This is a genomic window from Chryseobacterium manosquense (assembly GCF_014623485.1).
Taxonomy (GTDB): domain Bacteria; phylum Bacteroidota; class Bacteroidia; order Flavobacteriales; family Weeksellaceae; genus Kaistella; species Kaistella haifensis.
Window position 1 is genome coordinate 853361 of the sequence record NZ_CP060203.1, and the last position, 24926, is coordinate 878286.

Genomic DNA, 24926 nt, shown 5'->3' on the forward strand with positions numbered 1-24926 from the left:
AAAACTATATGAAATTCATATATTTGTGTATAAACCAAACAGAAACCATTGATAAATAGGCGATTAGTGACCTATAGAAAAGAGTTTCTTTTGACAGATTTTTAATATGAACAGACGGAAAAAAAATGAACAAAGGCCATCTTATCGAATACCGGATTTCGAGGACAAAACTAAAAGGCAAGCTGTAGAAAAGTTGTATTATGATACTGCTGATATGGCGACTCTTTTTAATGTTTGCGCTCGAACTCTACAACGGTGGCGGAATGAGGGTGTTTTTCCATTTAAGAGAATTCGAGGTAAAATCTACTACCTCAAAAGCAAGATCGATGAATACATGGAAAGAGAAGAAGGAGCTGACGAAGATCAGGAGTAATGTAAATGGTGAATACCAAAAATCAAAACCGCAGGAATGATACATTCCCGCGGTTTTTTTAGAGGTCAATTGGATTGATACCATTATAGCAAATCCACCTTGCCCAAGTACATGCTGTTGCACGCCTTGTCTTGTGTTTCATTCTGAAAAAATGCATACACATGAACCGATTTTCCACTCCAGGTTGCAGGCAATGCTACGCTGGATGCTTGAGTGTCACGCTGATCCGGACCTTCCTGTACATTGAACACTCCCGATTCTTCCTCGAAAATGGCGGTACAGAAAATATCGGTAGACTTCGCCAGCGTTTCATTGCTGTTGTCGTCCCACTCGAAATTCAGGATTTCGCCTGCTGCTGCAGTAACACTCAGATTCTGAAAACCAGTAACTTCCCCTTTGGTAACGATTACTTTGCTCATTACCAGTACGGCTTGCCCGTTTTCTTCCGCTACCACTTCACGAAGCAGATAGCTTGCTGCTAGATTCACCCGCGATTTCACTCCGGAATTTTCCCCATAGAGCCTGCTTTGCATAGCCCGAAGGGAGTTCTGAAATTTCATCGCCAGCGAAAACTTTTCCCGCTGCATCAGTTGTGCCACCGTAGGGTTGCTTCCTGATGATTTCGGACGGCTTCTAATCACGTCCATTCCGCGCCAATTTGCGCCTACTACCGTTCCCACGGTTCCACTGAATCCACCTAGGATTCCTTTTTTAATTGTTCCCATAATAGAAAAATTTAAATTAGTATGTCAAAAGTAAAACATTAAATTGCACAATGCAAGTATTTAATAATCAGTGACTTAAACTTACATATTCTGACGTAGTTTGACTTTTGTTTTCGGTATTTTTCTTAGCAATTCCTTCCGTTTCCCCAATAGTTCATCATTGACTTTCCGAGTCCCAAACTGGCTATCGAATTCTTTCATTGGAAGTACATTTCCACTAACATCTGTTCCTATCTCAGATCATCCTCTTTTTTCGGTGAGTGTCTTTGTTTGAGCCGGAAAATCATTTTGTTTCCGCCAAATTCATGGTTGGTCTTTTAAAGTCATTGCATTTCTGCGGTCGTCATGTATTGTTGCGGTATTTCATGAAATGTCATCCGATGTCTATCCTTGTCACTTCCTGTCACTTATTTACTGCCGTATTTCGGGCTTTGTTGCGGAATTGTTCGGGAATCCTTGCGGTTTGTTTCCGAAATAATGCTTTTTTGGGAAGGAATCCGCAAGGAGGGTGCAAGAAATCTGCAAGAAAATGAAGAAAATGAGGGAAGAATAATTGAATTAATTTCTTAATTTTATCACCAAATGTTAATTAATATATTGGGAGATTACTTCAGATTAATTTTTATCATGTAAATTGCAACATTAATCATGTAAGCTAAAAAAGTATGTTGATAAAAGAGAAAATAAGCATTGAGGAATTTGATAACAAAAGTTACCAGATTAAGCTTGTTGAACCTTTAGAGGATGAGAAAGCCGTACTTACACATTATCTTCATAATTTACATAATGGTGTTTCAAATTATTATAAAGATGAAGCCCTAACTATTTTGAAAAATTATGTAGAATAAAGAGATGAAAAATAAGGGAAATAAGCACGAAAACTATGAAATCTTAAATCTTTTAGGATATGGTTTAGCCAAATTTGATAATGAATTTATCAAACAATTTGGTTTTGAAACCAAGAATTCTTTTTTTGATTATTTTGTTGAAATTGGAATTGTTGAAACCGGAAGTGTAGTAAAAAACCGAATGGATTTATTCGATCCATTTTTTGAAAACAGTAGAAAAGGTTGGTGGCAAAAAGGTGATGCTTATATTCATAGAAAACTATTAATTGATAGCTTATTCGGAAACGAAAATGTAATTGGATATGCAAATATTGTAAAGCTATTTTTGAAAGATAATTTTAAAATCGAAAATATTCTTGTCGAGGTAAAACCAATTGTAAAATCAAGATTTAAAAAATTACAAGAAACAGGATTGGAAGCCGAATTGTATTTTATGAATAATTACAATTCGATTGATATTTTTAAAAATGGTAACATTGAAGATGCTCGTTTGTATGGCGATGGATATGATTTTCAAATTAATGTAAATGAAAATTCCTTTTTAGCAGAAGTTAAAGGAATAAGAGCAAAAAAAGGTAAATTCAGACTAACCGAAAATGAATATTTCAAAGCAAGAGAATATCAAAACGATTATTTCATTGTTGTTGTAATGAATTTAAATGATTTACCAACTTTTTTACCAATTGAAAATCCTCTTAAAAACTTAAAATTCGAAGAAAGAATTATCAAATCCAAAGAAACTAAAGAATATCATTTAACATCAGATTTATGGTAGAAGAGCTCACAATAGAAGTAAAATCTGTAAATATTCCACCGATTAGTCTTGCAATGTGTGATTCAATAAATTGTCCAATTTGTGATACAGATCTTTCAGTGGAAAATGGAATTGATTTAGATCATTTTGAAGTTGATGATGATACAGTTATTTATTGTGAAGGATGTGATATAAATCTTAAATTTAAAATTGTCCAATTATAGAGAGAATATCTTTGAAAATCGTCGTGAGAGTTTCAAAGGCGACAAAGAAGACAAACCAGAAGTTCGCTTTTATTTGCAACTTCCAAATGGTAAGAGAATTCCTTCATTGGTTACCCAAAGTAATATGAAAGGGTTGCAGTCGGGAAGCAATACCGAATATGATGAAAATGGAAAACGTTTCGGGCAATCCGCTTTAGGACAATGGCTTTTGGTTGATGTATTGGGTTTAAAGGAAAGGAAATTAGTAACTCGCGAATGGCTACAAATGAAAGGAACTGATTCTGTTCGTTTGTGGAGAAAGAAAAATGATTATTCAACAATTTATATAGATTTTGCTCCAATTGGTTCTTTTGAAGCGTTTATGAATGGAGAACCAATACCAGAAGAAGATGAATATCTTGAAAGGAAATAAGAAAAATCATCTAATTTCGTTAATTAATGCAAATAGAATAATTCCAATTATTTGTTTTTATCGAAGCAAGTAAATACTTTTCAGTATGAAACTTTTGCTTTATTCCCGATGATTCAAACCTTAAATTCAAGGAAATAATATCCGATTTCATGCCGATCAATTTAGTTTAATGACCATATCTTATTTACAAGATATTTGAGCCGTTCTACACCCAAAACTTCATTTTTGGAATTGATGCGGTTACCTGAACCTTAAACACTACTGCTGTATTTGGTAAGATTATAATTGCTTGTGCAGAAATCGCATTATTTTGCTTAGATCATGAATAGTTGTTCAACATATTTCTATTGCCGAAAGCATTTCTTCAACTTTTTTTTCTGAAAAAATATCAACTATGAAGCTTTTATTTTACCTTTGATATAACTACTGAAAAAAACCATCATTAATATTACAGAATTATACTATGAAAATTGAGAAAATACAGGTTTTAAGAGGCCCGAATATCTGGAGCATCAGACGAAAGAAATTAATTCAAATGAGGCTCGATCTGGAAGAAATGGAGCATTTGCCGACCAATAAAATTGATGGCTTCCGTGAAAGAATTGAGCAACTCCTTCCTTCTTTGTTTACCCACCGCTGTTCGGAAGGGGTAGAAGGTGGTTTTTTTCATAGAATCGAAATGGGAACATGGATGGGGCATGTGATAGAACATATCGCCTTAGAAATTCAGACTTTAGCAGGAATGGATACTGGTTTCGGAAGAACCCGAGAAACAAAAACTCCTGGTGTTTATAATGTGGTATTCAGTTATTTGGAAGAGAATTCTGGCGTGTATGCAGCCGAACAATCAGTAGAAATCGCAAAATGTTTAATAGAAGATCGCCCTTATGATATTCACGAATGCATTCAGCAATTAAAGGTGATTCGCGAAAGAGAACGATTGGGTCCCTCTACCGGAAGCATTGTGGAAGAGGCGGTTGCAAGAAATATCCCATGGATTCGATTGGGAAGAAACTCTTTGGTACAATTGGGTTACGGGGTGAACCAACAACGTTTTCAAGCGACCATTACCGGTAAAACAAGTTCTATCGCAGTGGATATTGCTTGTAATAAAGAATTGACCAAAAAAATGCTCGAAGAAGCAGCGATTCCTGTTCCCTCAGGAGATTTGATCACCGAGGCAGAAGAATTGGAAAGGGTAATCCGAAAAATTGGCTATCCGATTGTGTTGAAACCCCTCGACGGAAATCATGGGAAAGGCTCCTCCATCAATGTAAATGATATGGAAGCTGCCATCGTAGGTCTTCAGCATGCGCAGAACTATTCAAGAAAAGTGATTGTTGAAAAATACATTACCGGTTACGATTTCCGAGTTTTGGTGATCAATCATAAAATGGTAGCCGCGGCCAGAAGAGTTCCTGCACACATCGTAGGAGATGGCGAAATGACGATTCAGCAACTCATCGATAAAGAAAATACAGATCCGAGAAGAGGGTACGGCCATGAAAATGTCCTCACCGAAATTCTGGTGGATAAAGACACCAATGAACTTCTAGAAAAACTTAGTTATACTTTAGAAACCGTTCCTCAAAAAGGGGAAATTGTTTATCTAAAATCCACAGCAAACCTTTCCACCGGCGGAACTTCCATCGATGTTACCGATATGGTACACCCGGAAAATGTGACGATGTGTGAAAGGATTTCCAAAATCATCGGTCTCGATGTATGCGGAATCGATATCATGGCAGAAAACCTTAGCCAACCGTTGAAGGAAAGCGGTGGAGCGATTCTGGAAGTGAATGCCGCACCAGGATTCAGAATGCACTTAGCGCCAAGCGAAGGATTGCCGAGAAACGTTGCTGCTCCGGTAGTCGATATGCTCTATCCACAAGGTAAACCTTTCCGAATTCCAATTATCGCGGTGACGGGTACCAACGGTAAAACCACCACAACCCGCTTGATTGCCCATATCGTGAAAAACAATGGTTATCGCGTAGGATTCACCACTTCCGACGGAATTTATATTCAAAATACCATGTTGACCAAAGGTGATACCACAGGACCTATTTCTGCAGAATTTATTCTGAAAGATCCCACTGTAGAATTTGCCATTCTGGAAACAGCACGCGGCGGAATTCTCCGTTCTGGATTAGGGTTTAGCAGTTGCGATATCGGGGTTTTAACCAATATTAAAGAAGATCATTTGGGCTTAAGTGATATTCATAATTTGAAAGACTTAACCCGAGTAAAAAGAGTAGTGCTCGATTCCGTAAAAAAAGACGGTTGGAGCGTTCTGAATGCAGATGACGATTATTCCATGAGGTTAATGCCTGATTTACATTCGAAAGTAGCCATTTTCAGTCTGGATGAAAACAATCCTCATATTAAAAAATTTGCTAAAGAAGGTAAAATTACTTGTGTTTGCGAGGATGGTTTCATCACGATCAAAAAAGGCGACTGGAAAATCCGAATCGTAAAAGCCCAAAACGTTCCCATCACAATGGAAGGGAAGGCCAAATTTATGATTTCTAATGTTCTGGCAGCAAGTTTGGCGGCTTATCTTCAAGGTTTTGAGATTGAAGATATTGCGAATTCGCTTCGTACCTTTATTCCGAGTCCTGCGCTTACTCCGGGCAGACTGAATATTTTTAAATTTAAAAAATTCAAAGTTTTAATAGACTTCGCGCATAATCCTGCGGGCTATGAAGCGATTGAAGATTACCTGAAAAATGTTGAATCACCGAAGAAAATAGGCATTATCTCCGGGGTTGGCGATCGGCGAGATGAGGATATCCAGGAATGTGGAAAAATTGCCGGACGGATGTTCGACCACATCATCATCCGAAACGAAAAACATCTTCGCGGGAGAACCGAAGAAGAAATCAATGGGCTTTTAATTGACGGAATTCATCAATCCGGTAGAGATATCAGCTATGAAATTATTCCGAAAGAAATCGACGCCCTGAAGCACGCGATGAGTCTTGCGGAAGAAAATACCTTCATCACCGCATTGAGCGATGTAATTTCCAATGCCATCGATCTGGTTCAGGAATATCAGAACAAAGAAATCCTAGAAGACGGACTATCTTAATCTTAGGTTTTAACTAAAAAAAATCCCTTCTCGTAAGGGATTTTTCCGTTTTTTTAATTGTAACATTTTTTTTAATAGGACAATGTTTTGCCTCTTATTTTAACGTTACATCGGTTCTGGATTGTACTTTCTTATAAGTATAAGCACTCATCATAATACTGAATTCGTACAATAAAAGCAGCGGGAAAGCAGCCATCATCATGCTCAAAACATCAGCCGGCGTAATTACGGCAGCAACCACCATGATGAGCACGATGGCATGTCGGCGGTAAGTTTTCATAAATTTTGGAGTTAAAATTCCGATCGAAGTGAGGAAATAAACAATCACTGGGAAAAGGAAAACAATGCCCATTCCCAAAACTACCTGCATAAACAAAGTCGTATAATCACTGAGATCAAAGAGTTGGGTGATGGAATCGGAGATTTTGAAGAGCAACCCGAAGTTGATCGCAAATGGTAAAATGAGGAAATACCCACAAAGAATTCCCACCATGAAAAGAATCCAAACAAAGTTGATTAAAAACACCGAATTTTTCCTTTCGTTGGGATGAAGAGCGGGAGAAATAAACCGCCAAAGTTCCCAAACAATATAAGGAAAAGCCGCTACCATTCCGCCAAATATCGATACCGACATCATTACATTGAACTGTTGGAAGAGTTTCTTTTGCTGCACCGCAAAATGATCGGGCAACACAATGCTGTCGTGGCCAATCAGTTCGCGAGAAAAATGATTCACCACCCGAAACGTAAGGAAATCATTGCGTGTAGGACCGAAAAAAATATGATCCATAATCCAGTTGACATTAAAGCCCACCAGAATTGCACCCACAATAATCGCGATTAACGAACGGATCAGGTGACCACGCAATTCGCCGATGTGTCCCCAAAACGACATCTCTTTTCCTTCACTCATTATATATATTCAAAGGTTAAAAATTAAGTTTGCGAAATTACTGAATTATTGATGAAAATAGAAACCGAATATTTTCCGGAAAATTAATTGATACCTTCGTCTAAAAGTCTGTGAATATCGATGATTCCAAAATATTTTCCTTGATCGGTAACAATCAGTTGGCCGATGTTCTTATCTTTCAGGATTTGCATGGCTTCTTTTGCCAAAGCATTTTTGTCGATGCTTTTTGGGTTGCTGCTCATAATGTCCTTGGCTGATATTTTCGAGAGATCCTGTTCGCTCATCAGCATTCTTCGCAAATCGCCGTCAGTAATTACGCCGGTAATTCTTTCACCTTCTTCAACCACGGTTATTCCGTGTGTAGATGCGCTGATGGAAATAATGATTTCACGAATATTAGCATCTGCAGAAACCAATGGTTTTTGAGGAGAAAGAAATTGTTCCACTTTTGCGGTAAGGTTTTTACCTAAACTTCCGCCCGGATGAAATTTGGCAAAATCGTTTTCACGGAAGCCGTTGAGTTCCATCAAGCAAACCGCCAAAGCATCTCCCAACGCCATTTGTACCGTGGTAGAACTTGTGGGAGCCAATTTGATTGGGCAAGCCTCTTTTTCTACAGAGGTGTTGAGAACCACTTCCGAAAACTCAGCAAGTTTGGAGTTTAAATTTCCAGTCATTCCAATTAATGAAGAAGAATAATCTTTCAAAAAAGGTAGAAGGTTGACAATTTCCGGGGAATTTCCGGAATTAGAAATACAAAGCACAACATCGGTTTTTTGGATCACACCCAAATCCCCGTGAATAGCTTCGGAAGCATGTAAAAATTGAGATGGCGTTCCGGTAGAATTCAGCGTTGCTACCATTTTATTTCCCACATGAGCCGATTTGCCAATTCCTACAATGATGAGTTTTCCTTTTGCTGAATTGATGATTTCTACAGCTTTCAAGAAATTCTCATCGAGACGGTTTTTAAGGTTTTCGAGCTCAGTGATTTCGATGGAAAGCGCATTTTTGGCGATGTGGAGTAGATCAGGGTGATTCATTTTGATAAATTGGGACAGAAAGATTAATCTTATAATATACGCAAATGTTTTCTAATAATTTAATTAAAATTAATCTTCAATTTTTTTATTTTGATTTTTATTTTCTAACTTTGGTTAATATGCAAATTTAGCAAACAATTTTAGATGAACAGACCGCAAATTGCAATTGAATTAGACAAAAAAAAGGTGCTATGTTCAACTATTGTCATAAAAACTGGAATTACAAATGAAAACAAATACTGCCGATTTATCGAAGGAACTTAAAAAATATTTCGGCTTTTCTACATTTAAAGGCCAACAAGAAGAAATCATTAAAAATCTTTTGGAAGGGAAAGATATCTTCGTATTAATGCCTACAGGTGGTGGTAAATCGCTTTGCTACCAACTTCCGGCGCTAATTTCAGAAGGTACTGCGATTGTTGTATCGCCTTTAATTGCTTTAATGAAAAATCAGGTCGATGCGATCAACGGGCTATCTTCGGACGAAGGTGTCGCTCATGTTTTGAATTCTTCATTAAATAAAACGCAAACCAAGCAGGTCTTCGACGATATCAAAGCCGGAAAAACCAAATTGCTTTATGTGGCTCCCGAATCTCTTATTAAAGAAGATTATTTGGAGTTTTTGAAAGATATTACCATTTCTTTTGTCGCAATTGATGAGGCGCATTGTATTTCGGAGTGGGGACACGATTTCCGTCCCGAATACCGTAATCTAAAGCTTATTATCGACAAAATTGCTGATGTTCCCGTGATTGCACTTACCGCAACCGCGACGCCCAAAGTTCAGGATGATATCCAAAAAACCTTGGGAATGTCGAATGCATTGGTGTTCAAAGAAAGTTTTAACAGGCCGAATCTTTTTTATGAAGTTCGTCCAAAAGTAAATATTGATCGAGAAATCGTAAAATTCATCAACCAACATAAAGGAAAATCCGGAATTGTCTATTGCTTGAGCAGAAGAAAAGTGGAAGAATTTGCCCAGCTTCTTCAGGTGAATGGCATCAATGCGCTTCCTTACCATGCCGGTTTAGACCAAAAAACAAGAGTGGCCAACCAAGATAAATTTCTGATGGAAGAAGCCGATGTCATCGTCGCAACCATAGCATTCGGGATGGGAATCGACAAGCCCGATGTGAGATTTGTAATTCACTACGATATTCCTAAATCATTAGAAAGTTATTACCAAGAAACCGGTAGGGCAGGGCGCGACGGTGGAGAAGGGATTTGCTTAGCGTTTTACGATCCAAAAGATATTGAAAAATTGGAGAAATTTTTGGCGCAGAAACCTGTTTCGGAACGTGAAATTGGTCTGCAGTTGCTGAACGAGGTAGTAGGTTATGCCGAAACTTCCATGAGCCGCAGACAGTACATTCTCTATTATTTCGGCGAGCAATTTGATCCAGTGAACGGTGCAGGTGCGAACATGTGCGATAATTCCGTGAACCCTCCGAAACTGAAAGATGCAACCAAAGAATTGAAACTGGTTTTAACTTTAGTGAAAGAATTGGAAGAAAAATTCCGCACAAAAGATCTTATTACGGTGATTGTTGGCAAAGAAAATCCGGTAACAAAATCTTATAAATTAGAAACCACTAAACATTTTGGTATTGGCAAAAATGAGCCGGAAAACTTTTGGAAATCGGTGATTCGACAAGCTACAGTACAGAATTTTTTACAAAAAGATATTGAATCATACGGTGTTTTAAAATTAACTGAAAAAGGTTTGCAAGTGATTTCCGGAAAAGATAAAAATCCTTTTCTCATCGCAGAAGACCGTGAATATGATTTGGCTCAAACAAAAGCCGATTCGGACCAAGTTCAGGTGCAACAAAATGGCGGTTTGGATGAAGTACTTTTCAGTCAACTGAAAGAACTTCGCAAGAAGGTCGCTAAAAAGCAAGGAATTCCGCCGTACACAGTTTTTATGGATCCAAGTTTGGAAGATATGACTGTCCAATACCCGATCAGTATTGAAGAAATTGCAAAAATTTATGGTGTTGGAGATGGAAAAGCCAAGAAATTTGGGAAAGAATTTGCTGAATTCATTAAGCAATATGTAGAAGAAAACAATATTGAAAGGACTCAAGATATGGTGCTGAAACAAGTGGCCAATAAATCCAGTCACAAGGTGTTCATCATTCAAAGTACCGACAAAAAAATTGACCTTGAAGACATAGCCAAAGCAAAAAATCTCACCATGGATGAATTGCTGAAAGAAATGGAACGAATTGTATATCAAGGAACTAAATTGAATATTGATTATTATGTTGATGAGAATTTTGATGAAGATATCGTGGAGGAATTCATGGAATTTATGGGAGAAAGTGAAAGCGACAGTATGAAAGTGCTTCTTGCAGAATTCGGAGATGATCTTAGCGATGAAGAGGTGAGAATGCTTCGCATTAAATTTATTTCGGATGTAGCCAATTAAGAGAAATGAAGAAATTTGTTGTTGTAATACTGCTCTTATGTTGTGGGATTTTCTCCGCACAAGTAATCGGTACGAAAGGGATCGACGGTCCTAACGAGAATTCAAAATTAAAAAACACAAAAGGTTTGAATGTTTCTCCGGTTGAAAAAGTGGGAGATTTTTGTTTATGCTGCAATAAGGAGGTTAAGAATAAACCTTTAATAATCCTTGATGGACAGCGAATTCCTTACGAAAAGTTCAATCAAATAGATCCAAAAACGATCGAATCTATGGAAGTTGTAAAGAATGAAAAAGCGATCGAATTATATGGCGAAGACGCGAAAAACGGTGTGATTATCATTATAACTAAAAAAAATATTCGAAATAATCTTAAATAAATGGAGTTCGTTTCACTTCCAATATCAATTTCCAATAGAATTTTTTCTGTGAATTTTTTTAAATGAAAAAAATCTCCATCATCTTTATTTTGCCCGATTTGGAAACCGGTGGCGCAGAAAGAATTGTCACCACGCTTGCCAATCATCTTCCGAGAGATCAGTTCGAACCCAAAATTCTTTTGCTCAGGAAAGAAGGTGGTTTCTTGGAAATTTTAAAGGATGATGTCGAAATTATCGATATCAAAACTCCTCGAATCAGGCATTCATTAAAACCTATTTTACTGGAAATTAAGAGGCGTAAACCCGATATTGTTTTCAGCGGTTTCGGGGAAGTGAATGCTTATTTGTCGTTATTTATCAAGTTTTTTCCGAAAACTAAATTTATTGCGCGAGAAACCAACGTTGTTTCGAAACACGTAACTCGCAAAGAAATTCGGTTCTTCTATAAATTTTACAACAATTATCATCGGATTATTTGTCAGAGCGATGATATGAAGAATGATTTGATTGAGTATTTCAATATCAAAAAAGAAAAACTCGTTAAAATAAATAATCCCGTAGATTTCGATTTCATTAATAAAAAATTGGATATTTCCGTAAAAGCGGAGACATTTAATGATGATTACAAAAATGTTGTTGCCATCGGAAATCTCTCTTCCAGAAAAGGTTTCGATAATTTACTGAAAGTTTTTTCTCATTTAAGGAATGAAAAAATAAAGCTTCACCTTATCGGCGACGGAAGGGATAAAGAGTTGTTGCTTCAAATGAAATCTGATCTAAAATTAGACAACGTCATTTTTCATGGTCAACAGAAAAACCCTTATCAATTCCTGAAATTTGCAGATTTGTTTATTCTTTCTTCACGTTATGAAGGTTTCCCTAATGTTCTGTTGGAGGCAGGAGCCTGTGGAGTTTATTCCTTGGCCAATAATTGTCCGGGCGGGATTAATGAAATTATACAAAACAAAATTAATGGTGAAATTTCCGATATTGAACAACACCAGAAATTTGCAGAAAAAGTAAAAGATATTTGTGCTGGAATACACGATAAAAAATTGATTATCAACTCGATAAAAACGAGATTTTCCAAGGACATTATTCTGAAACATTATGAAAATCTGTTGTTAGATTTTTAGCAGAATCTGCAAACGAGTGGCGAAATATTTTGTAAATTTGTAAACTTCAAAAAATCAATAAAAATCATAAAAAAATAAAAATGAGTCAATTCGATGTTACCGTAATCGGTTCCGGTCCTGGTGGTTATGTTGCTGCTATCAGATGCGCACAGTTGGGTTTAAAAACTGCTATTATTGAAAAATATCCTACAATGGGCGGTACATGTCTCAATGTAGGTTGTATTCCTTCCAAAGCGTTGCTCGACAGTTCTGAACATTTCGAAAACGCAAAACACAATTTCGCCAATCACGGCATTATCATCGACAAGCCAAAAGCAGATTTGGCAAGAATGATTGCCCGAAAAGACGAAGTGGTAGATCAAACTACCAAAGGAATCAACTTCCTTATGGACAAAAATAAAGTCACTGTTTTTGAAGGCGTAGGTAGTTTTGAATCTTCTACTCAGGTAAAAGTAACCAAAAACGACGGTTCATCAGAAATCATCGACTCTAAATACATCATCATTGCGACGGGTTCTAAACCAAGTTCGTTGCCTTTCATTACTATAGATAAAGAAAGAATCATTACTTCTACTGAAGCATTAAATCTGAAAGAAATTCCGAAACATTTAGTAGTAATCGGAGGTGGAGTTATCGGGCTGGAATTGGGATCTGTTTACAAAAGATTAGGTTCTGAAGTCACTGTAGTCGAATTTATGGATAGAATTATCCCAACAATGGACGGCGCTTTATCGAAAGAACTCAACAAAGTTTTAAGAAAACAAGGCATGAAATTCTTGCTTTCTACCGCAGTTCAGGCTGTCGAAAGAAACGGCGACACTGTAAAAGTTACCGCAAAAGATAAAAAAGGCGAAGAAGTAGTGGTTGAAGGTGATTATGTTTTGGTTTCCGTAGGTAGAAAACCTTATACAGACGGACTTTCCCTCGAAAAAGCCGGAGTAGATCTGGATGAAAGAGGCAGAGTAAAAACCAATGAGCATTTGCAGACTAACGTTTCAAATATTTATGCGATCGGTGATGTGGTTGCAGGAGCAATGTTGGCGCACAAAGCGTCTGAGGAAGGCGTTTTGGTAGCAGAACAGCTTGCCGGACAAAAACCACATATCAATTATAATTTAATACCTGGAGTGGTTTATACTTGGCCGGAAGTTGCTGCGGTGGGTAAAACAGAAGAGCAATTGAAAGCAGAAGGCGTTGCCATTAAAGTGGGTAATTTCCCGATGAGAGCTTTGGGAAGAAGCCGTGCTTCCGGTGATGTGGATGGTTTCATCAAAATCATTGCAGACGAAAAAACAGATGAGGTTTTGGGCGTTCACATGATTGGCGCGCGAGCTGCCGATATGATTGCCGCTGCTGTAACCGCGATGGAATTCCGCGCCAGTGCTGAAGATATTGCAAGAATGTCGCATGCACACCCAACTTTTGCTGAAGCGATTAAGGAAGCTGCATTAGATGCGACTGGAAAGATCGCGATTCACATGTAAGACTTTAATTAGTTAAGATAATAAAGAGAAGTTTCGGCTTCTCTTTTTTGTTGCTTAATGATAACATTATCACAAAGCCATAATTTTTATGATAATCATTGCTGAGAAAAAAGATTAAGCATTTATTTTGATGATTTAATAATTAAAATATAATTTCATTATCAAAATTTATAGAAAATGATGCATTATTTGAATAATCAGCTACGGAAATCGTTCCGCAATATTGTTTTGTCATTTCTGCAGCGTGCGGAATCATTTCTGCAGGTCGCGGAACCATTTCTGTAAGTTGCGGAACCATTTCTGTAAGTTGCGGAACCATTTCTGCAGGTCGCGAAACCATTTCTGAAGGTTGCGGAAGCATTTCTGAACGTTGCGGAATCATTTCTGATGCCTGCTACTCCGTTTTATGCGGATATGATTTTTTTTTTTTTAAATATCACTCACTTTTTTGTATTTAAAGAAGGGTTTGATGTTTCTGTTCAGATAAACACCTTTTGAAAATACCGCCCGGAAATCATCAAAAACCTCCTCTGGAACTTCGAGATAATTGTAAACCGCTCCAGAGCTATAAACGATCTTCAATATCTGAAGTTCGGGCTTATAATAATATTTTCTGATGACTGATGAAGGCATGACAAAATTCTGCAATTTCTGTTCCTTTAGTTTTCTTACCTTTGCAGTCAATTATATATATCACGCTAACCTATGAATCCCGGCAAAATCCAATTATTAAAAATCGCAGAAAAAAATTATTCAGGTTTATTCCTGGAAGATGAAAACGGAGAAAGAGCGTTTCTTCCTAAAATTTTCGCGTCTGAAGATGCCGAAATTGGTGATGAAATGGAAGTTTTCGTTTATCAAGATGATGATAAACTGAAAGCTACAACAGAAAAACCCAACGCCGAAGTAGGAGAGTTTGCTGTGATGACTTGCGTGCAAAGTTTGCCAAGTGGCGCTTTTATGGATTGGGGAATCATCAAAGATTTATTCGTTCCGTACAAACAGCAGAAACAGAAAATTGTTGAAGGAAAACGGTATTTGGTTCATGTTTATATCGATGAATTTTTAGGATTAATCACCGGTACAACACGATTCAAGAGAAATCCGCAATACGAAGATCTGCCTTTCCGAAAGGGCGATAAGGTGAATCTGATTTTAATGGGTGAAGGCGAACTGGGCTGGAATGTCATTATCAATAAAAAATATATCGGACTGATTTACGCATCCGATGTTTACAAAAAATTATTCCCACTTTCCGAAGAAATTGGTTACATCAAATCCGTGAGAGAAGACGGAAAAATTGACGTTTCCCTACAACCGGAAGGTTATGAAAACAATGATGAGTTTCAGCAGATCATTCTCGATAAATTAAATGCAAACTATGGATTACTCTATCTTTCCGATAAGTCTGAACCAGAAGAAATCAAGCAAGAACTTCAGATGAGTAAAAAGAATTTCAAAAAAGCCATCGGAGGATTGTACCGCGACAAAAAGATTGAAATTTTAGAAGATAAAATCCGTTTGTTGGACGAAAACGAATAATTTTCACCTCAAAAAAAAGAATTCGAAGGAAAAGACAAAGCTGATTTTGATTTTTTATTTCTTGTTTATTTAAGGGAAAATCATTCTTTCCTTACCAATAAAATCCAATCATCTTCCAAAAAGCGATAACCAATTTCATAGAGAAACCGATATTCCGCACCATTTTTATAAATTTTAAAGTTGGTGAAATATTCAAAATCGAAACCTTCTGAAGTCAGTTTGTTGCGGGTAGTTTTCGCTTTTCCATCAACGAATTTTTGTTCACTCAGGATGCGGTGATTTTTGCGCAGTTTATTGTTGATGTTGCGCATCAGGTTGGATGTATCTCGGTTATTTTTGTTATTATAGGCGTTTCTGCAGCCGTCGTTGCAAAATTTCTTATCGCTTCTTCCGATAATTTGATCACCACATTCTAGGCAGTTTTGCATCTCTAAAATTTTGATTATCAAATATAAAGAATTCCATTTGTAATCGGATATTTTTTTTAAATGTTTAATCTGTCGTAAATGAAAATAACCTTATTTACTTAGAGGTAAAAATAGTTGTGAAAAAAATGACGAAAAAAACTATCGAAACGGTTTCAAAAACTCATGAATCAATTCTTCCAGATAGTTGTGGATAAATTCCTCTTCTTCCTGAACATCAACTGCAAGAAGTGTTGCTTCCGTATGTAAATTTAAAATGATCGCCAAATGAGCACTCGCGCTGTAAGCTGCAATTTTGTAATGAGCCAATTTTTGAGCAGTCAAAATCAGTGCAATGTCCCAATTTAAGGGGTCATTAGCAAAAAATTCTAGATGTTTCTGAGCTTCGCTGATCAATGCTGTGAAAGATTCACAATCTTTAGATTCAGGATTTTCTTCTTGTAATTTGAAGATTTTTTCGAGACGTTCCAAGTGATTGAGATGAATCTTGTAATGATTTTGCAAAATATTTTTCAGTTTCCGGGATTGAATTTGATCTTTAATTCTGTTGAAAGATAGCGCAATCGTCTTTTCAGCACAATATAATTCTTTGATGGAATCCATAAAAAAATGGTTAAGCCCTTCTCTGGAATTGCTATTTTCATTTTGGGAATATTTCGGCGATTTTATCATTCTTTTGATTCTTATTTTTCAAGAATTATCTTCAAAAAGCGGTTTTCTTAAATTATATAAACCAATAATGTGCCGAATTTTTCGATCATATCTAGGAAAAATCCCCAATCATCTTCTTTCGTTGATTAATTGGGGATTTCAGAATATTGCTTTTTTTTCTTTATTAAAATTAAAGGGAATTTGAATTTTTAAATAGTGTTTTAATAATATTTTTTCTTCAGCCATAAACTTACCCGAACCAGCAAGATAAGCACCGGAACTTCAACCAAAGGGCCGATAACACCCACAAAAGCTTGGGGCGAATGAATCCCGAAAACAGCGATTGCTACAGCGATTGCAAGCTCGAAATTGTTTCCTGTTGCAGTGAAAGCGATTGATGCATTTTTGTCGTAAGGTAATTTTAAAGCTTTTCCAACAAAGAAACTGATGAAAAAAGTGACAATAAAATAAATCACTAGCGGGACTGCAACTTTCAAGACATCAGAAGGCAATTCAATGATTTTGTCGCCTTTCAAACTAAACATCAAAACGATGGTGAAAAGCAGCGCATACAAAGTAAATGGCGAAATAAAAGGAATGAATTTTCGGTTGTACCATTCGGTTCCTTTGGATTTAATTAAAAAATATCTGCTCAAAAATCCGGCAAGAAAAGGAATTCCAAGATAAATGAAAACACTTTCGGCCACATCGCTCATCGGAACAGAAATTTGGAAACTTCCGAAACCTAATTTTTGCGGCAAAATATTGATGAAAAACCATGCATAAATGCTATAAAATATCAACTGAAAAACACTATTTAAAGCGACCAATAGTGCGGCGTATTCACGGTTTCCTTTTGCCAAATCGTTCCAAACCAGCACCATTGCGATGCATCTTGCGAGTCCAATCAAGATTAATCCCATCATATAATCTGGTTCGTCTCTAAGGAAAACGATCGCTAAAATGAACATCAAAATTGGTCCAATTACCCAGTTCAATAGCAACGAAACCGATATGGCTTTGGTGTCTTTGAAAGCTTTTGGTAAAAGTGAATAATCCACTTTTGCCAGCGGAGGATACATCATCACGATCAATCCGATTGCTAACGGAATATTTGTAGAACCTACCGAAATCATTTGGGTTTTCTCGGCAATACTTGGAAAAAAATAACCAATTCCGATTCCCAAAAGCATCGCTAAAAATATCCAAAGCGTAAGAAATCGATCGAGAAATTTGAGTTTTGGTTGCATTTTTTAGGATTTAATTTGAGAAAAAACAAAGAACATTTCCGAAGCAATTTGCAAACTTCTTTCTGCGTAAACTTCGTTTTGTTGAGGAGTATTATCAGAAACTTTTGGATCTTCAAAAGTGATTGGGAATCGTTTTTCGGCTCCCGCGATGAAAGGGCAACCGCCATCAGCTTGAGAACAAGTCATAATCGCTGCGAAACCATTTTCCGGGTTGAAAGCGTGATCGTATTTTTTTGAAAATCCAATGATTGGTTTGCTATTTTCATCAAATTTAATGGCATAAACAGGATTTGGTTCAGCAGAAATTTTCAACACCTGAAACCCTTGAGTGCTCAATGTTTCTGCAACTTTCGGAAACAACGCGGTTTCTTCAGTTCCGCCGGAATAGCAACTCACATTTGGAACTTTGTAAAAAGCTGCTGCAACTTCTGCCCAAACCTGTGATAGATGGCTTCTTCGGGAATTGTGGGTGCAAATAAATTGAGATTTATAGGCAGATTTTTATCTTTTTTATCTTGAATAAAATCGATAAGTGGTTGTAAAGTTGCTTTTCTTTCGTCCGTGATTTTAAAGTTTTCTACAAGTCCGGAAATTGTTTTTGATAGCGTAGGATTCATGTTTATTTTGATTTTGTTATTAGCAGCAACCAGAATTTGGGGCACATTTTGAAACAGGTTTCAGTTCGGATAGATTTCTTTTCACCTTTTCGCTAGGAATTCCACACGCATCCGGGGCCAAACAAGCTGTCATTTTATTGCGCAAAACAAATGTTTTTCCATTGAATTCCAAATCGTATTTTCCGATGGTTTCGCTTTGATATTCCACTTCGATTTCGTGGTCTTCAATTCCCAATTTTTCTTCGGAAAGATTGATGATGTTTAGTAATTTTCCTGGTTTTAATCGGTGTTCAAGATCGTCGGCATTCCAAAGTTGAAAATTCACCACTTTTTCATTGCGAATTACGCCGCCACAATCGATGAAATTTTTGTTGATCATTCCCACTTCCGTTACATGAAAATGTTCTGGAACGAAAGTCCCGTTTTCCAATTGAAATTCAACATTTTCTAATGTTGGCAAAATCTGTTTTACTTCTGAAAGTTTCATTGTATTTGATTTTATAGTTTTAATGCAATATTGCGATATAGATAATTAAAAAAATGCTTAGCAGCATTTGGATTTGGCAACAGTTTGTACAATAGACGAAAAATAAGCATTGAAAATCTTAATTGTTTCCTCATCAATACAATAGCAGATTGAATTTCCTTCGATATTTCCTTTGATAATTCCTGCGTTTTTAAGTTCTTTTAAATGCTGAGAAACCGTCGGTTGTGCCAACGGAAGTTCATTCACGATATCGCCGCAAATGCATTCATTTACTTTCATTAGATATTCGATAATAGCAATTCGAGCCGGATGTCCCAATGCTTTTGCGATGGTTGCCATTTTATTTTGGTTGTCGGTAAAATGTTCAGTTTTTGTTGCGCCCATTTTTTATATCTATTTAATATTGCAATATTACGATAAATAAGATTTGTACCAAATATTTCATCTATTTATTTTTAAAAACATGATATTTCTAACCTAAAAAGTTTTTGATTTTAGAAGCTGCATCAGCGATGGTTTCTTCTTTTTTGGCAAAACAGAAACGAATCATTCCAGTGTTGGTTTCCTCATGATAGAACGCTGAAAGTGGAATAGTTGCAACTTTTGCTTGTTCGGTTAGCCAAATTGCAAATTCTTTATCTGAAATATTCGATATGTTTTCATAACCCAATACCTGAAAATATCCGGCTTCTGCTTTTTCTTTTAATGAAAACGGAAGATTTTTGAATTCATTAAGGAAAAAATCTCTTTTTTGTTGCATGTTTTTTTGGTTTTCTTCTGCATCAAAAATTTCAAGATATTTTGCTAAAGCATATTGTGAAGGCGAATTCACGCTGAAACTTAAATATTGATGAACACGGCGATAGGCGAGGGTAAGTTCCTCCGAAGCCAAAATATAACCCACTTTCCAACCTGTGATGTGAAACATTTTACCAAAAGAAAATATACTAAAACATCTTTCGCGAAGTTTTGGATGATGAAAAGCGCTATAAAATTCATTCTCATCATAAGTCAGGATATCGTAAACTTCATCGGAAATTACGATGATTTCTGTAGAATCTATGATCGACGCAAGTTGATCCCAATCGTATTTTTTCCAAATTTTCCCGGAAGGATTATGTGGTGAATTGATGATTATCGCCTTTGTTTTTTCTGAAATTGCATTTTTCAGCATATCAAAATCTACTTCAAAGTCGTTTTTTAAACTTACGAAAACCGGCAAACCGCCATTCATTTCAATCGCTGGAACATAGGAATCGTACGAAGGTTCCAAAACGATCACTTCATCACCAAAATTAACAATCGCGGCAAGTGCAGTGTAAATCGCATAAGTTGCTCCCGGAGAAATCGTGATGTTTTCTTTGAATAAGGAAATCGGAATTTTTCTTGTTTGGTTAAAGGTAATTAGATTTTCAACCAATACAGGAAGTCCACTCATTGGTGCGTATTGATTAAAATTTTTCTCGGTTCCTTCAGCGAGAAGTTTTTTCAGTCGGTCATCAACTTCGTAATCGGGGAAACCTTGTGAAAGATTTACCGCGTTGTTTCGTTGTGCAAGCGCCGTCATTTCAGAGAATATCGTAAGGTCTTTGCCTGAATGTTTTCTTTTAATCATATCATCAAATTTAAAAATAAACTTTAAGATTTGTTTTAAAATTTATTTGTTACTTTTAAACTTCAAAAAAATAATTATGAAAAACCTTTTTCTTCCGCTATTTTCGGTGGTGATGCTTAGCAGTTGTGCTTCTGTGAACTATTCTTATGATGGTAAAGTATTTAAACAATCATTAGAAACTATTTCGCAACAGGATTTAAAGAAAAATCTTTATGTGATTGCTTCCGACGAAATGGGAGGTCGCGATACCGGAAGTCCAGGACAGAAAAAAGCCGGCGAATACATGATTAAACAATATGTGGAAATGGGTATTTCTCATCCAGATCGAATGAATTCTTATTACCAAAAAATTCCTGCAGCTAGTTTGAATACAGGAAGAGGGCGTGGTTTGCCAGATTCTGAAAATATTTTGGCTTTTATCAAAGGAACAGAAAAACCCGAAGAAATCATCGTGGTTTCTGCACATTACGATCATGTAGGAACCAAAAATGGTGTGGTTTTCAACGGAGCTGATGACGATGGAAGTGGAACTGTTGCGGTAATGCAAATTGCAAAAGCTTTCCAGAATGCGAAAAAATCGGGACATGGACCGAAAAGATCGATACTCTTTCTTCATGTAACCGGCGAAGAACATGGATTGTTGGGATCAAAATTTTATGCTGAAAACCCGATTTTCCCGATGGCAAATACCGTAGCTAATCTTAATATCGATATGATAGGAAGATGTGATTCCGAGAATTGTGGGAAAAATTATGTGTATGTAATTGGCTCCGAAATGTTGAGTTCAGATTTAAAGAAAATCAATGTGGAAGCCAATAATAAAGTAACCCAAATGGAGCTAAATTATAAATATGACGATCCAAAAGATCCGCAAAGATTGTATTACCGTTCCGATCATTATAATTTTGCCAAAAACGGCGTTCCGGTAGCTTTTTTCTTCGACGGAATTCATGAAGATTACCATCAGCCAACCGATGACGCTGACAAGATTGATTATGAAGCGCTTCAGAAACGTGCTTCGCTTGTTTTCGCAACTGCCTGGGAATTGGCAAATAGAAAAGATAGAATTGTGGTCGATAAAAAAAATCAGTAGAAAATCTCAAGATCCAAAATAATTACTTGGTTGCCTTTGCAGCGGAGTTTTTGTTTTTTGTACATTTGATCGTCGGCTCCATAGTTCAACGGATAGAATAGAAGTTTCCTAAACTTTAGATCCAAGTTCGATTCTTGGTGGAGTCACTTCCGGAAATAAGAGAATCCGCTGTTTAGCAACGGATTCAATAGATAAAAACATCTCATTTTTTAGTTAGACAACAACAAAAAAGAGAAGCCGACGATGCTTCTCTTAAATTTTTATATCAATTTAATGGTATTTCTGTGAATGTTGAAATAGAAAAAAGTCTTCATTCTCTCTTATTTTCATAGTAAATTTAATACAATTTTTAATAAGTAATGTAAACTAAATGTTAAAAAACACTTTTTATTCACATTTTTTTGTGGATAAAGTACCTAAATTGAATGTTAAATCATCATTATTTTACAGTTTTTCCTTTAAATATTTCGCCGTATGTGATTTTTTATCCTTAATTAAATCTTCCGGAGTTCCTGCAAAAACCACCTCACCACCGTGTTTTCCTGCTTCCGGACCGATGTCGATGATGTTATCTGCAGATTTGATGATGTCGGGTTGATGCTCAATAACAATCACCGAATGTCCCAATTCGATCAAAGCTTGAAGGGAAGTCAGTAATTTATTAATGTCGTGAAAATGCAAACCAGTAGAAGGTTCATCGAAAATGAAAAGTGTTTTATCGTTGGAAACACCCTTCACAAGGAAAGAAGCTAGTTTCACCCTTTGAGCTTCACCGCCAGAAAGAGTAGAAGAGCTTTGCCCGAGTTGAAGATATCCCAAACCTACTTCCTGCAGCGGTTTCAGTTTGGTCACAATTTTCTGCTCGTCGTTTTCGCTGAAAAATTCCAATGCTTCATCCACGGTCATGTGGAGGACATCTGAAATGTTTTTTTCATCAAATTTGATTTCAAGAATTTCGTTTTTGAAGCGCGTTCCGTGGCAAGTTTCGCATTCCAATTCGATATCAGCCATAAACTGCATCGAAACGTTGATTACGCCTTCGCCCTTGCATTCATCGCATCTTCCACCATCAACGTTGAACGAAAAATGTTTTGGTTTCAAACCTTGCAATTTCGCGAGTTTTTGTTTGGAAAAAAGATCCCTAATATCGTCGTAGGCCTTCAAATAGGTTACAGGATTGGATCGCGAAGATTTTCCGATGGGATTTTGATCAATCAGTTCTATATTTTTGATGAGTTTTTTAGGAAATTCCACCGAATCGTAATCGGCTTTTTTTCCGCCCATTCCCAATTGAATTTGAATGTCGTTCGTGAGAATTTCCTTCATCAATGTTGATTTTCCACTTCCCGAAACTCCCGAAATCACGACCAAACTTTCCAATGGAATATTGACATCGATGTTTTTCAGATTGTTTTGTCGCGCACCTTTTATTTGAATAAATTCCTTTGCTTTTCGTCGTTTTTCAGGAACCTTAATTTCTAATTTTTCTGTTAAATATTGAGCGGTAAGTGAATCTGAATTTTTCAATTCTTTGAAATCTCCAGCAAAAACTAGCTCACCGCCGAGATAGCCGGCTTCCGGACCAATATCGATGATATAATCAGCAGCTTTCATCACGTCTTCGTCATGTTCTACCACAATCACAGTATTCCCCAAATCCCGAAGATTTTTCAAAACTTCTATTAAATTCTCAGTATCCCTAGAGTGCAATCCAATCGACGGTTCATCCAGAATATAAATGGAACCAACTAAGGAACTTCCCAAAGATGTTGCAAGATTAATCCGTTGACTTTCGCCACCGGAAAGGGTGTTAGAAGTTCGGTTGAGCGTGAGATATCCTAAGCCAACTTTGTCTAAAAATTCGAGTCGAGTCGTGATTTCGTAAAGCAACCGTTTTGCGATTTCCGCGTCGTGCTTGTTCAATTTTAATGATTTCACTAATGGCAACAATTCATCCAACGGAAGCTCGATCATATCCTGAATATTATGTCCATCAATCTTCACGTACTGCGTTTCCTGGCGCAATCTCAATCCTTCGCAAGTCGGGCAAATGGTTTTTCCTCGAAATCGGGAAAGCATCACGCGATATTGAATTTTGTAAAGATTTTCCTCCACCATTTTGAAGAAGTTGTTGATCGAGGGGAAATTTCTGGAGTTATCGCCTTTCCAGAGAAAGTTTCTCTGCTCTTTACTAAGTTGATGATAGGGTTTATGAATAGGAAATTGCGTTCCTGCTTTTTTAATGAATTCTTTCTTCCAATCGCTCATGGATTCACCTTTCCAACTGGCCACTGCGTCCTCATAAACCGATAGGTTCTTGTTGGGAATCACCAAATCTTCATCAATTCCAACGACTTTTCCGTAGCCTTCACATTCCGGACAAGCACCATAAGGATTATTGAAACTAAAAAAATGAACATTGGGTTCCATGAAAGTCATTCCGTCCAACTCAAATTTATTTGAAAATTCGGTGATTTTTCCGGTTTCGATATTTTTCAATGAGCAATAACCATGACCTTCGTAAAACGCCATTTGAATAGAGTCGGCAAGTCTTTGCAAGAAATTTTCATCATCTTCATACCGAAAACGATCAATCACCAGCTGAATTTCCATGTCTTTTTCAGGAACAAATCCGAAACTCTCAAGATCTTCAATTCCGGCAACATTTCCATTGACTTCAATTCTTGTAAAACCTGATAATTTTAGCGTTTTCAGTTGCTCATTAAATTTGGAAAGGTCAAAATTCAATGGGTTTCTCAGTAGAAAAGTTTGGTTTTCATTGTTCTTAATGAAATCGATCACATCAGAAACCGAATCTTTCTTCACTTCCCGACCGGATATTGGCGAAAAAGTTCTTCCAATTCTCGCGAAGAGCAACTTCAGGTAATCGTAAACTTCAGTGGAAGTTCCGACGGTTGAACGCGGATTAGAGGAAATTACCTTTTGCTGAATCGCGATTGAAGGCGCCAAACCTTTGATGTCGTCCACCTTCGGCTTTTCCAATTTTCCAAGAAATTGTCGTGCATAAGAACTTAAACTTTCTACATATCTGCGCTGTCCTTCGGCATAAATGGTGTCGAAAGCCAATGAAGATTTTCCGCTCCCGGAAACGCCCGTAATCACAATTAATTTATTCTTCGGAAGAAGAACATCGATGTGTTTCAGGTTGTTAAGATGTGCGTTCTTAACGAAAATTTCCTTTTTAATATCGATTTCTGGATTTTTAGTCATAGGTAAAATTGAGACCTACAAAAATACGGTTTTTTGCTCAGAAACTTTCATAGACTTTCATTTTAAGTATCAGGAGATTTCCCACCAAAATATTATTTTTCTGCATTAAGAATTAAGTAGTGAAATCATCAATTAATTATCTAATTATTTCATTGCACTATTAATTAAAAAAAGCCAAAATTTTTGGCTTTCAGATATTTACGA

At 36.7% G+C, this 24926-nt stretch carries 24 protein-coding genes, 1 tRNA gene and 1 pseudogene; 13 read left to right on the forward strand and 13 right to left on the reverse strand.

Annotated elements, in window-relative coordinates:
* Nucleotides 1–214 precede the first annotated feature (214 nt).
* Nucleotides 215–373 (forward strand): helix-turn-helix domain-containing protein, encoded by a 159-nt coding sequence (locus tag H0S70_RS14100; RefSeq protein ID WP_394335372.1) that lies wholly within the window; start codon nt 215–217, stop codon nt 371–373.
* Between the two features lie 83 nt (nt 374–456).
* Here the strand turns inward: H0S70_RS14100 and H0S70_RS03925 are convergent, their stop codons facing one another.
* The gene (locus tag H0S70_RS03925; protein WP_148041143.1) at nt 457–1098 is read right to left on the reverse strand and encodes a DUF6266 family protein; all 642 of its coding nucleotides are present in this window, start codon (nt 1096–1098) and stop codon (nt 457–459) included.
* A gap of 665 nt (nt 1099–1763) precedes the next feature.
* Here H0S70_RS03925 and H0S70_RS03930 point away from each other — a divergent pair.
* The 5 genes from H0S70_RS03930 (at nt 1764) to cphA (ending at nt 6427) form a co-directional block, all read left to right on the forward strand.
* Complete coding sequence (locus H0S70_RS03930; RefSeq protein WP_188321773.1) at nt 1764–1946, forward strand: hypothetical protein; 183 nt, start codon at nt 1764–1766, stop codon at nt 1944–1946.
* Between the two features lie 4 nt (nt 1947–1950).
* Complete coding sequence (locus tag H0S70_RS03935) at nt 1951–2721, forward strand: DUF3883 domain-containing protein (RefSeq protein WP_188321774.1); 771 nt, start codon at nt 1951–1953, stop codon at nt 2719–2721.
* A complete protein-coding gene (locus H0S70_RS03940) occupies nt 2715–2924 on the forward strand; it encodes a hypothetical protein (protein WP_188321775.1) in 210 nt (69 codons plus the stop codon). Before H0S70_RS03935 ends, H0S70_RS03940 begins: the two co-directional genes overlap by 7 nt.
* Complete coding sequence (locus H0S70_RS03945) at nt 2911–3336, forward strand: hypothetical protein (RefSeq protein WP_228453785.1); 426 nt, start codon at nt 2911–2913, stop codon at nt 3334–3336. The genes H0S70_RS03940 and H0S70_RS03945 overlap by 14 nt, the downstream gene beginning before the upstream one ends.
* A gap of 463 nt (nt 3337–3799) precedes the next feature.
* Nucleotides 3800–6427, forward strand: a complete 2628-nt coding sequence (gene cphA, locus H0S70_RS03950; RefSeq protein ID WP_188321776.1) for a cyanophycin synthetase — start codon at nt 3800–3802, stop codon at nt 6425–6427.
* A gap of 94 nt (nt 6428–6521) precedes the next feature.
* Here cphA and tatC read toward each other — a convergent pair whose 3' ends face one another.
* Nucleotides 6522–7340, reverse strand: coding sequence for a twin-arginine translocase subunit TatC (gene tatC / locus H0S70_RS03955; RefSeq protein WP_188321777.1), 819 nt, complete (start codon nt 7338–7340; stop codon nt 6522–6524).
* A gap of 83 nt (nt 7341–7423) precedes the next feature.
* Nucleotides 7424–8383 (reverse strand): KpsF/GutQ family sugar-phosphate isomerase, encoded by a 960-nt coding sequence (locus tag H0S70_RS03960; RefSeq protein ID WP_188321778.1) that lies wholly within the window; start codon nt 8381–8383, stop codon nt 7424–7426.
* A 226-nt stretch (nt 8384–8609) separates the two neighbouring features.
* Between H0S70_RS03960 and recQ the strand changes: the two genes are divergently transcribed.
* From recQ to lpdA, 4 genes are all read left to right on the forward strand, one after another.
* The gene (gene recQ, locus H0S70_RS03965) at nt 8610–10814 is read left to right on the forward strand and encodes a DNA helicase RecQ (protein ID WP_188321779.1); all 2205 of its coding nucleotides are present in this window, start codon (nt 8610–8612) and stop codon (nt 10812–10814) included.
* Nucleotides 10815–10819: 5 nt separating this feature from the next.
* Complete coding sequence (locus H0S70_RS03970) at nt 10820–11191, forward strand: TonB-dependent receptor plug domain-containing protein (RefSeq protein ID WP_188321780.1); 372 nt, start codon at nt 10820–10822, stop codon at nt 11189–11191.
* A 62-nt stretch (nt 11192–11253) separates the two neighbouring features.
* On the forward strand, nt 11254–12327 hold the full coding sequence (locus tag H0S70_RS03975; RefSeq protein ID WP_188321781.1) for a glycosyltransferase: 1074 nt from the start codon (nt 11254–11256) through the stop codon (nt 12325–12327).
* Nucleotides 12328–12407: 80 nt separating this feature from the next.
* Nucleotides 12408–13811 (forward strand): dihydrolipoyl dehydrogenase, encoded by a 1404-nt coding sequence (lpdA, locus tag H0S70_RS03980; protein WP_188321782.1) that lies wholly within the window; start codon nt 12408–12410, stop codon nt 13809–13811.
* A gap of 142 nt (nt 13812–13953) precedes the next feature.
* Here lpdA and H0S70_RS03985 read toward each other — a convergent pair whose 3' ends face one another.
* Together H0S70_RS03985 and H0S70_RS03990 are read right to left on the reverse strand one after the other, a co-directional pair.
* The gene (locus tag H0S70_RS03985) at nt 13954–14193 is read right to left on the reverse strand and encodes a hypothetical protein (RefSeq protein ID WP_188321783.1); all 240 of its coding nucleotides are present in this window, start codon (nt 14191–14193) and stop codon (nt 13954–13956) included.
* A 47-nt stretch (nt 14194–14240) separates the two neighbouring features.
* The gene (locus H0S70_RS03990; protein WP_188321784.1) at nt 14241–14459 is read right to left on the reverse strand and encodes a KTSC domain-containing protein; all 219 of its coding nucleotides are present in this window, start codon (nt 14457–14459) and stop codon (nt 14241–14243) included.
* Between the two features lie 57 nt (nt 14460–14516).
* On the opposite strand from H0S70_RS03990, the gene H0S70_RS03995 reads away from it, so the two are divergent.
* A complete protein-coding gene (locus H0S70_RS03995; protein WP_188321785.1) occupies nt 14517–15353 on the forward strand; it encodes a CvfB family protein in 837 nt (278 codons plus the stop codon).
* A gap of 80 nt (nt 15354–15433) precedes the next feature.
* On the opposite strand, the gene H0S70_RS04000 is transcribed toward H0S70_RS03995, so the two are convergent.
* The 7 genes and pseudogenes from H0S70_RS04000 to H0S70_RS04030 form a co-directional block, all read right to left on the reverse strand.
* Nucleotides 15434–15781: a hypothetical protein gene (locus tag H0S70_RS04000; protein ID WP_031501617.1), complete on the reverse strand. Its 348-nt coding sequence runs from the start codon at nt 15779–15781 to the stop codon at nt 15434–15436.
* 138 nt (nt 15782–15919) lie between these two features.
* Nucleotides 15920–16450, reverse strand: coding sequence for a YciE/YciF ferroxidase family protein (locus tag H0S70_RS04005; RefSeq protein ID WP_188321786.1), 531 nt, complete (start codon nt 16448–16450; stop codon nt 15920–15922).
* A 200-nt stretch (nt 16451–16650) separates the two neighbouring features.
* The gene (gene arsB / locus H0S70_RS04010; RefSeq protein WP_188321787.1) at nt 16651–17679 is read right to left on the reverse strand and encodes an ACR3 family arsenite efflux transporter; all 1029 of its coding nucleotides are present in this window, start codon (nt 17677–17679) and stop codon (nt 16651–16653) included.
* 3 nt (nt 17680–17682) lie between these two features.
* A pseudogene (locus H0S70_RS04015) lies at nt 17683–18296 on the reverse strand (protein-tyrosine-phosphatase).
* Between the two features lie 19 nt (nt 18297–18315).
* Entirely contained in the window at nt 18316–18783 is a 468-nt protein-coding gene (locus H0S70_RS04020; RefSeq protein WP_188321788.1) for a DUF6428 family protein, read from the reverse strand.
* Nucleotides 18784–18840: 57 nt separating this feature from the next.
* On the reverse strand, nt 18841–19167 hold the full coding sequence (locus H0S70_RS04025) for an ArsR/SmtB family transcription factor (RefSeq protein ID WP_123247534.1): 327 nt from the start codon (nt 19165–19167) through the stop codon (nt 18841–18843).
* 88 nt (nt 19168–19255) lie between these two features.
* Nucleotides 19256–20398: a methionine aminotransferase gene (locus tag H0S70_RS04030; protein ID WP_188321789.1), complete on the reverse strand. Its 1143-nt coding sequence runs from the start codon at nt 20396–20398 to the stop codon at nt 19256–19258.
* 76 nt (nt 20399–20474) lie between these two features.
* Between H0S70_RS04030 and H0S70_RS04035 the strand changes: the two genes are divergently transcribed.
* Both H0S70_RS04035 and H0S70_RS04040 read left to right on the forward strand, forming a co-directional pair.
* Nucleotides 20475–21491 carry a M28 family metallopeptidase gene (locus H0S70_RS04035; protein ID WP_188321790.1) on the forward strand — a complete coding sequence of 339 codons (1017 nt, stop codon included), beginning with the start codon at nt 20475–20477 and terminating at the stop codon, nt 21489–21491.
* Nucleotides 21492–21565: 74 nt separating this feature from the next.
* Nucleotides 21566–21637 (forward strand) — tRNA-Arg (locus H0S70_RS04040).
* Between the two features lie 298 nt (nt 21638–21935).
* Here H0S70_RS04040 and uvrA read toward each other — a convergent pair.
* Nucleotides 21936–24722, reverse strand: a complete 2787-nt coding sequence (gene uvrA, locus H0S70_RS04045) for an excinuclease ABC subunit UvrA (protein ID WP_188321791.1) — start codon at nt 24720–24722, stop codon at nt 21936–21938.
* Nucleotides 24723–24926: the final 204 nt, after the last annotated feature.

Bases quoted from the DNA above. Each gene is read 5' to 3' on its own strand.
- H0S70_RS14100 (WP_394335372.1), top strand. From the start codon at position 215: ATGGCGACTCTTTTTAATGTTTGCGCTCGAACTCTACAACGGTGGCGG.
- H0S70_RS03925 (WP_148041143.1), bottom strand. From the start codon at position 1,098: ATGGGAACAATTAAAAAAGGAATCCTAGGTGGATTCAGTGGAACCGTG.
- H0S70_RS03930 (WP_188321773.1), top strand. From the start codon at position 1,764: ATGTTGATAAAAGAGAAAATAAGCATTGAGGAATTTGATAACAAAAGT.
- H0S70_RS03935 (WP_188321774.1), top strand. From the start codon at position 1,951: ATGAAAAATAAGGGAAATAAGCACGAAAACTATGAAATCTTAAATCTT.
- H0S70_RS03940 (WP_188321775.1), top strand. From the start codon at position 2,715: ATGGTAGAAGAGCTCACAATAGAAGTAAAATCTGTAAATATTCCACCG.
- cphA (WP_188321776.1), top strand. From the start codon at position 3,800: ATGAAAATTGAGAAAATACAGGTTTTAAGAGGCCCGAATATCTGGAGC.
- tatC (WP_188321777.1), bottom strand. From the start codon at position 7,340: ATGAGTGAAGGAAAAGAGATGTCGTTTTGGGGACACATCGGCGAATTG.
- H0S70_RS03960 (WP_188321778.1), bottom strand. From the start codon at position 8,383: ATGAATCACCCTGATCTACTCCACATCGCCAAAAATGCGCTTTCCATC.
- recQ (WP_188321779.1), top strand. From the start codon at position 8,610: ATGAAAACAAATACTGCCGATTTATCGAAGGAACTTAAAAAATATTTC.
- H0S70_RS03970 (WP_188321780.1), top strand. From the start codon at position 10,820: ATGAAGAAATTTGTTGTTGTAATACTGCTCTTATGTTGTGGGATTTTC.
- H0S70_RS03975 (WP_188321781.1), top strand. From the start codon at position 11,254: ATGAAAAAAATCTCCATCATCTTTATTTTGCCCGATTTGGAAACCGGT.
- lpdA (WP_188321782.1), top strand. From the start codon at position 12,408: ATGAGTCAATTCGATGTTACCGTAATCGGTTCCGGTCCTGGTGGTTAT.
- H0S70_RS03985 (WP_188321783.1), bottom strand. From the start codon at position 14,193: ATGATTCCGCAACGTTCAGAAATGCTTCCGCAACCTTCAGAAATGGTT.
- H0S70_RS03995 (WP_188321785.1), top strand. From the start codon at position 14,517: ATGAATCCCGGCAAAATCCAATTATTAAAAATCGCAGAAAAAAATTAT.
- H0S70_RS04000 (WP_031501617.1), bottom strand. From the start codon at position 15,781: ATGCAAAACTGCCTAGAATGTGGTGATCAAATTATCGGAAGAAGCGAT.
- H0S70_RS04005 (WP_188321786.1), bottom strand. From the start codon at position 16,450: ATGATAAAATCGCCGAAATATTCCCAAAATGAAAATAGCAATTCCAGA.
- arsB (WP_188321787.1), bottom strand. From the start codon at position 17,679: ATGCAACCAAAACTCAAATTTCTCGATCGATTTCTTACGCTTTGGATA.
- H0S70_RS04020 (WP_188321788.1), bottom strand. From the start codon at position 18,783: ATGAAACTTTCAGAAGTAAAACAGATTTTGCCAACATTAGAAAATGTT.
- H0S70_RS04025 (WP_123247534.1), bottom strand. From the start codon at position 19,167: ATGGGCGCAACAAAAACTGAACATTTTACCGACAACCAAAATAAAATG.
- H0S70_RS04030 (WP_188321789.1), bottom strand. From the start codon at position 20,398: ATGATTAAAAGAAAACATTCAGGCAAAGACCTTACGATATTCTCTGAA.
- H0S70_RS04035 (WP_188321790.1), top strand. From the start codon at position 20,475: ATGAAAAACCTTTTTCTTCCGCTATTTTCGGTGGTGATGCTTAGCAGT.
- uvrA (WP_188321791.1), bottom strand. From the start codon at position 24,722: ATGACTAAAAATCCAGAAATCGATATTAAAAAGGAAATTTTCGTTAAG.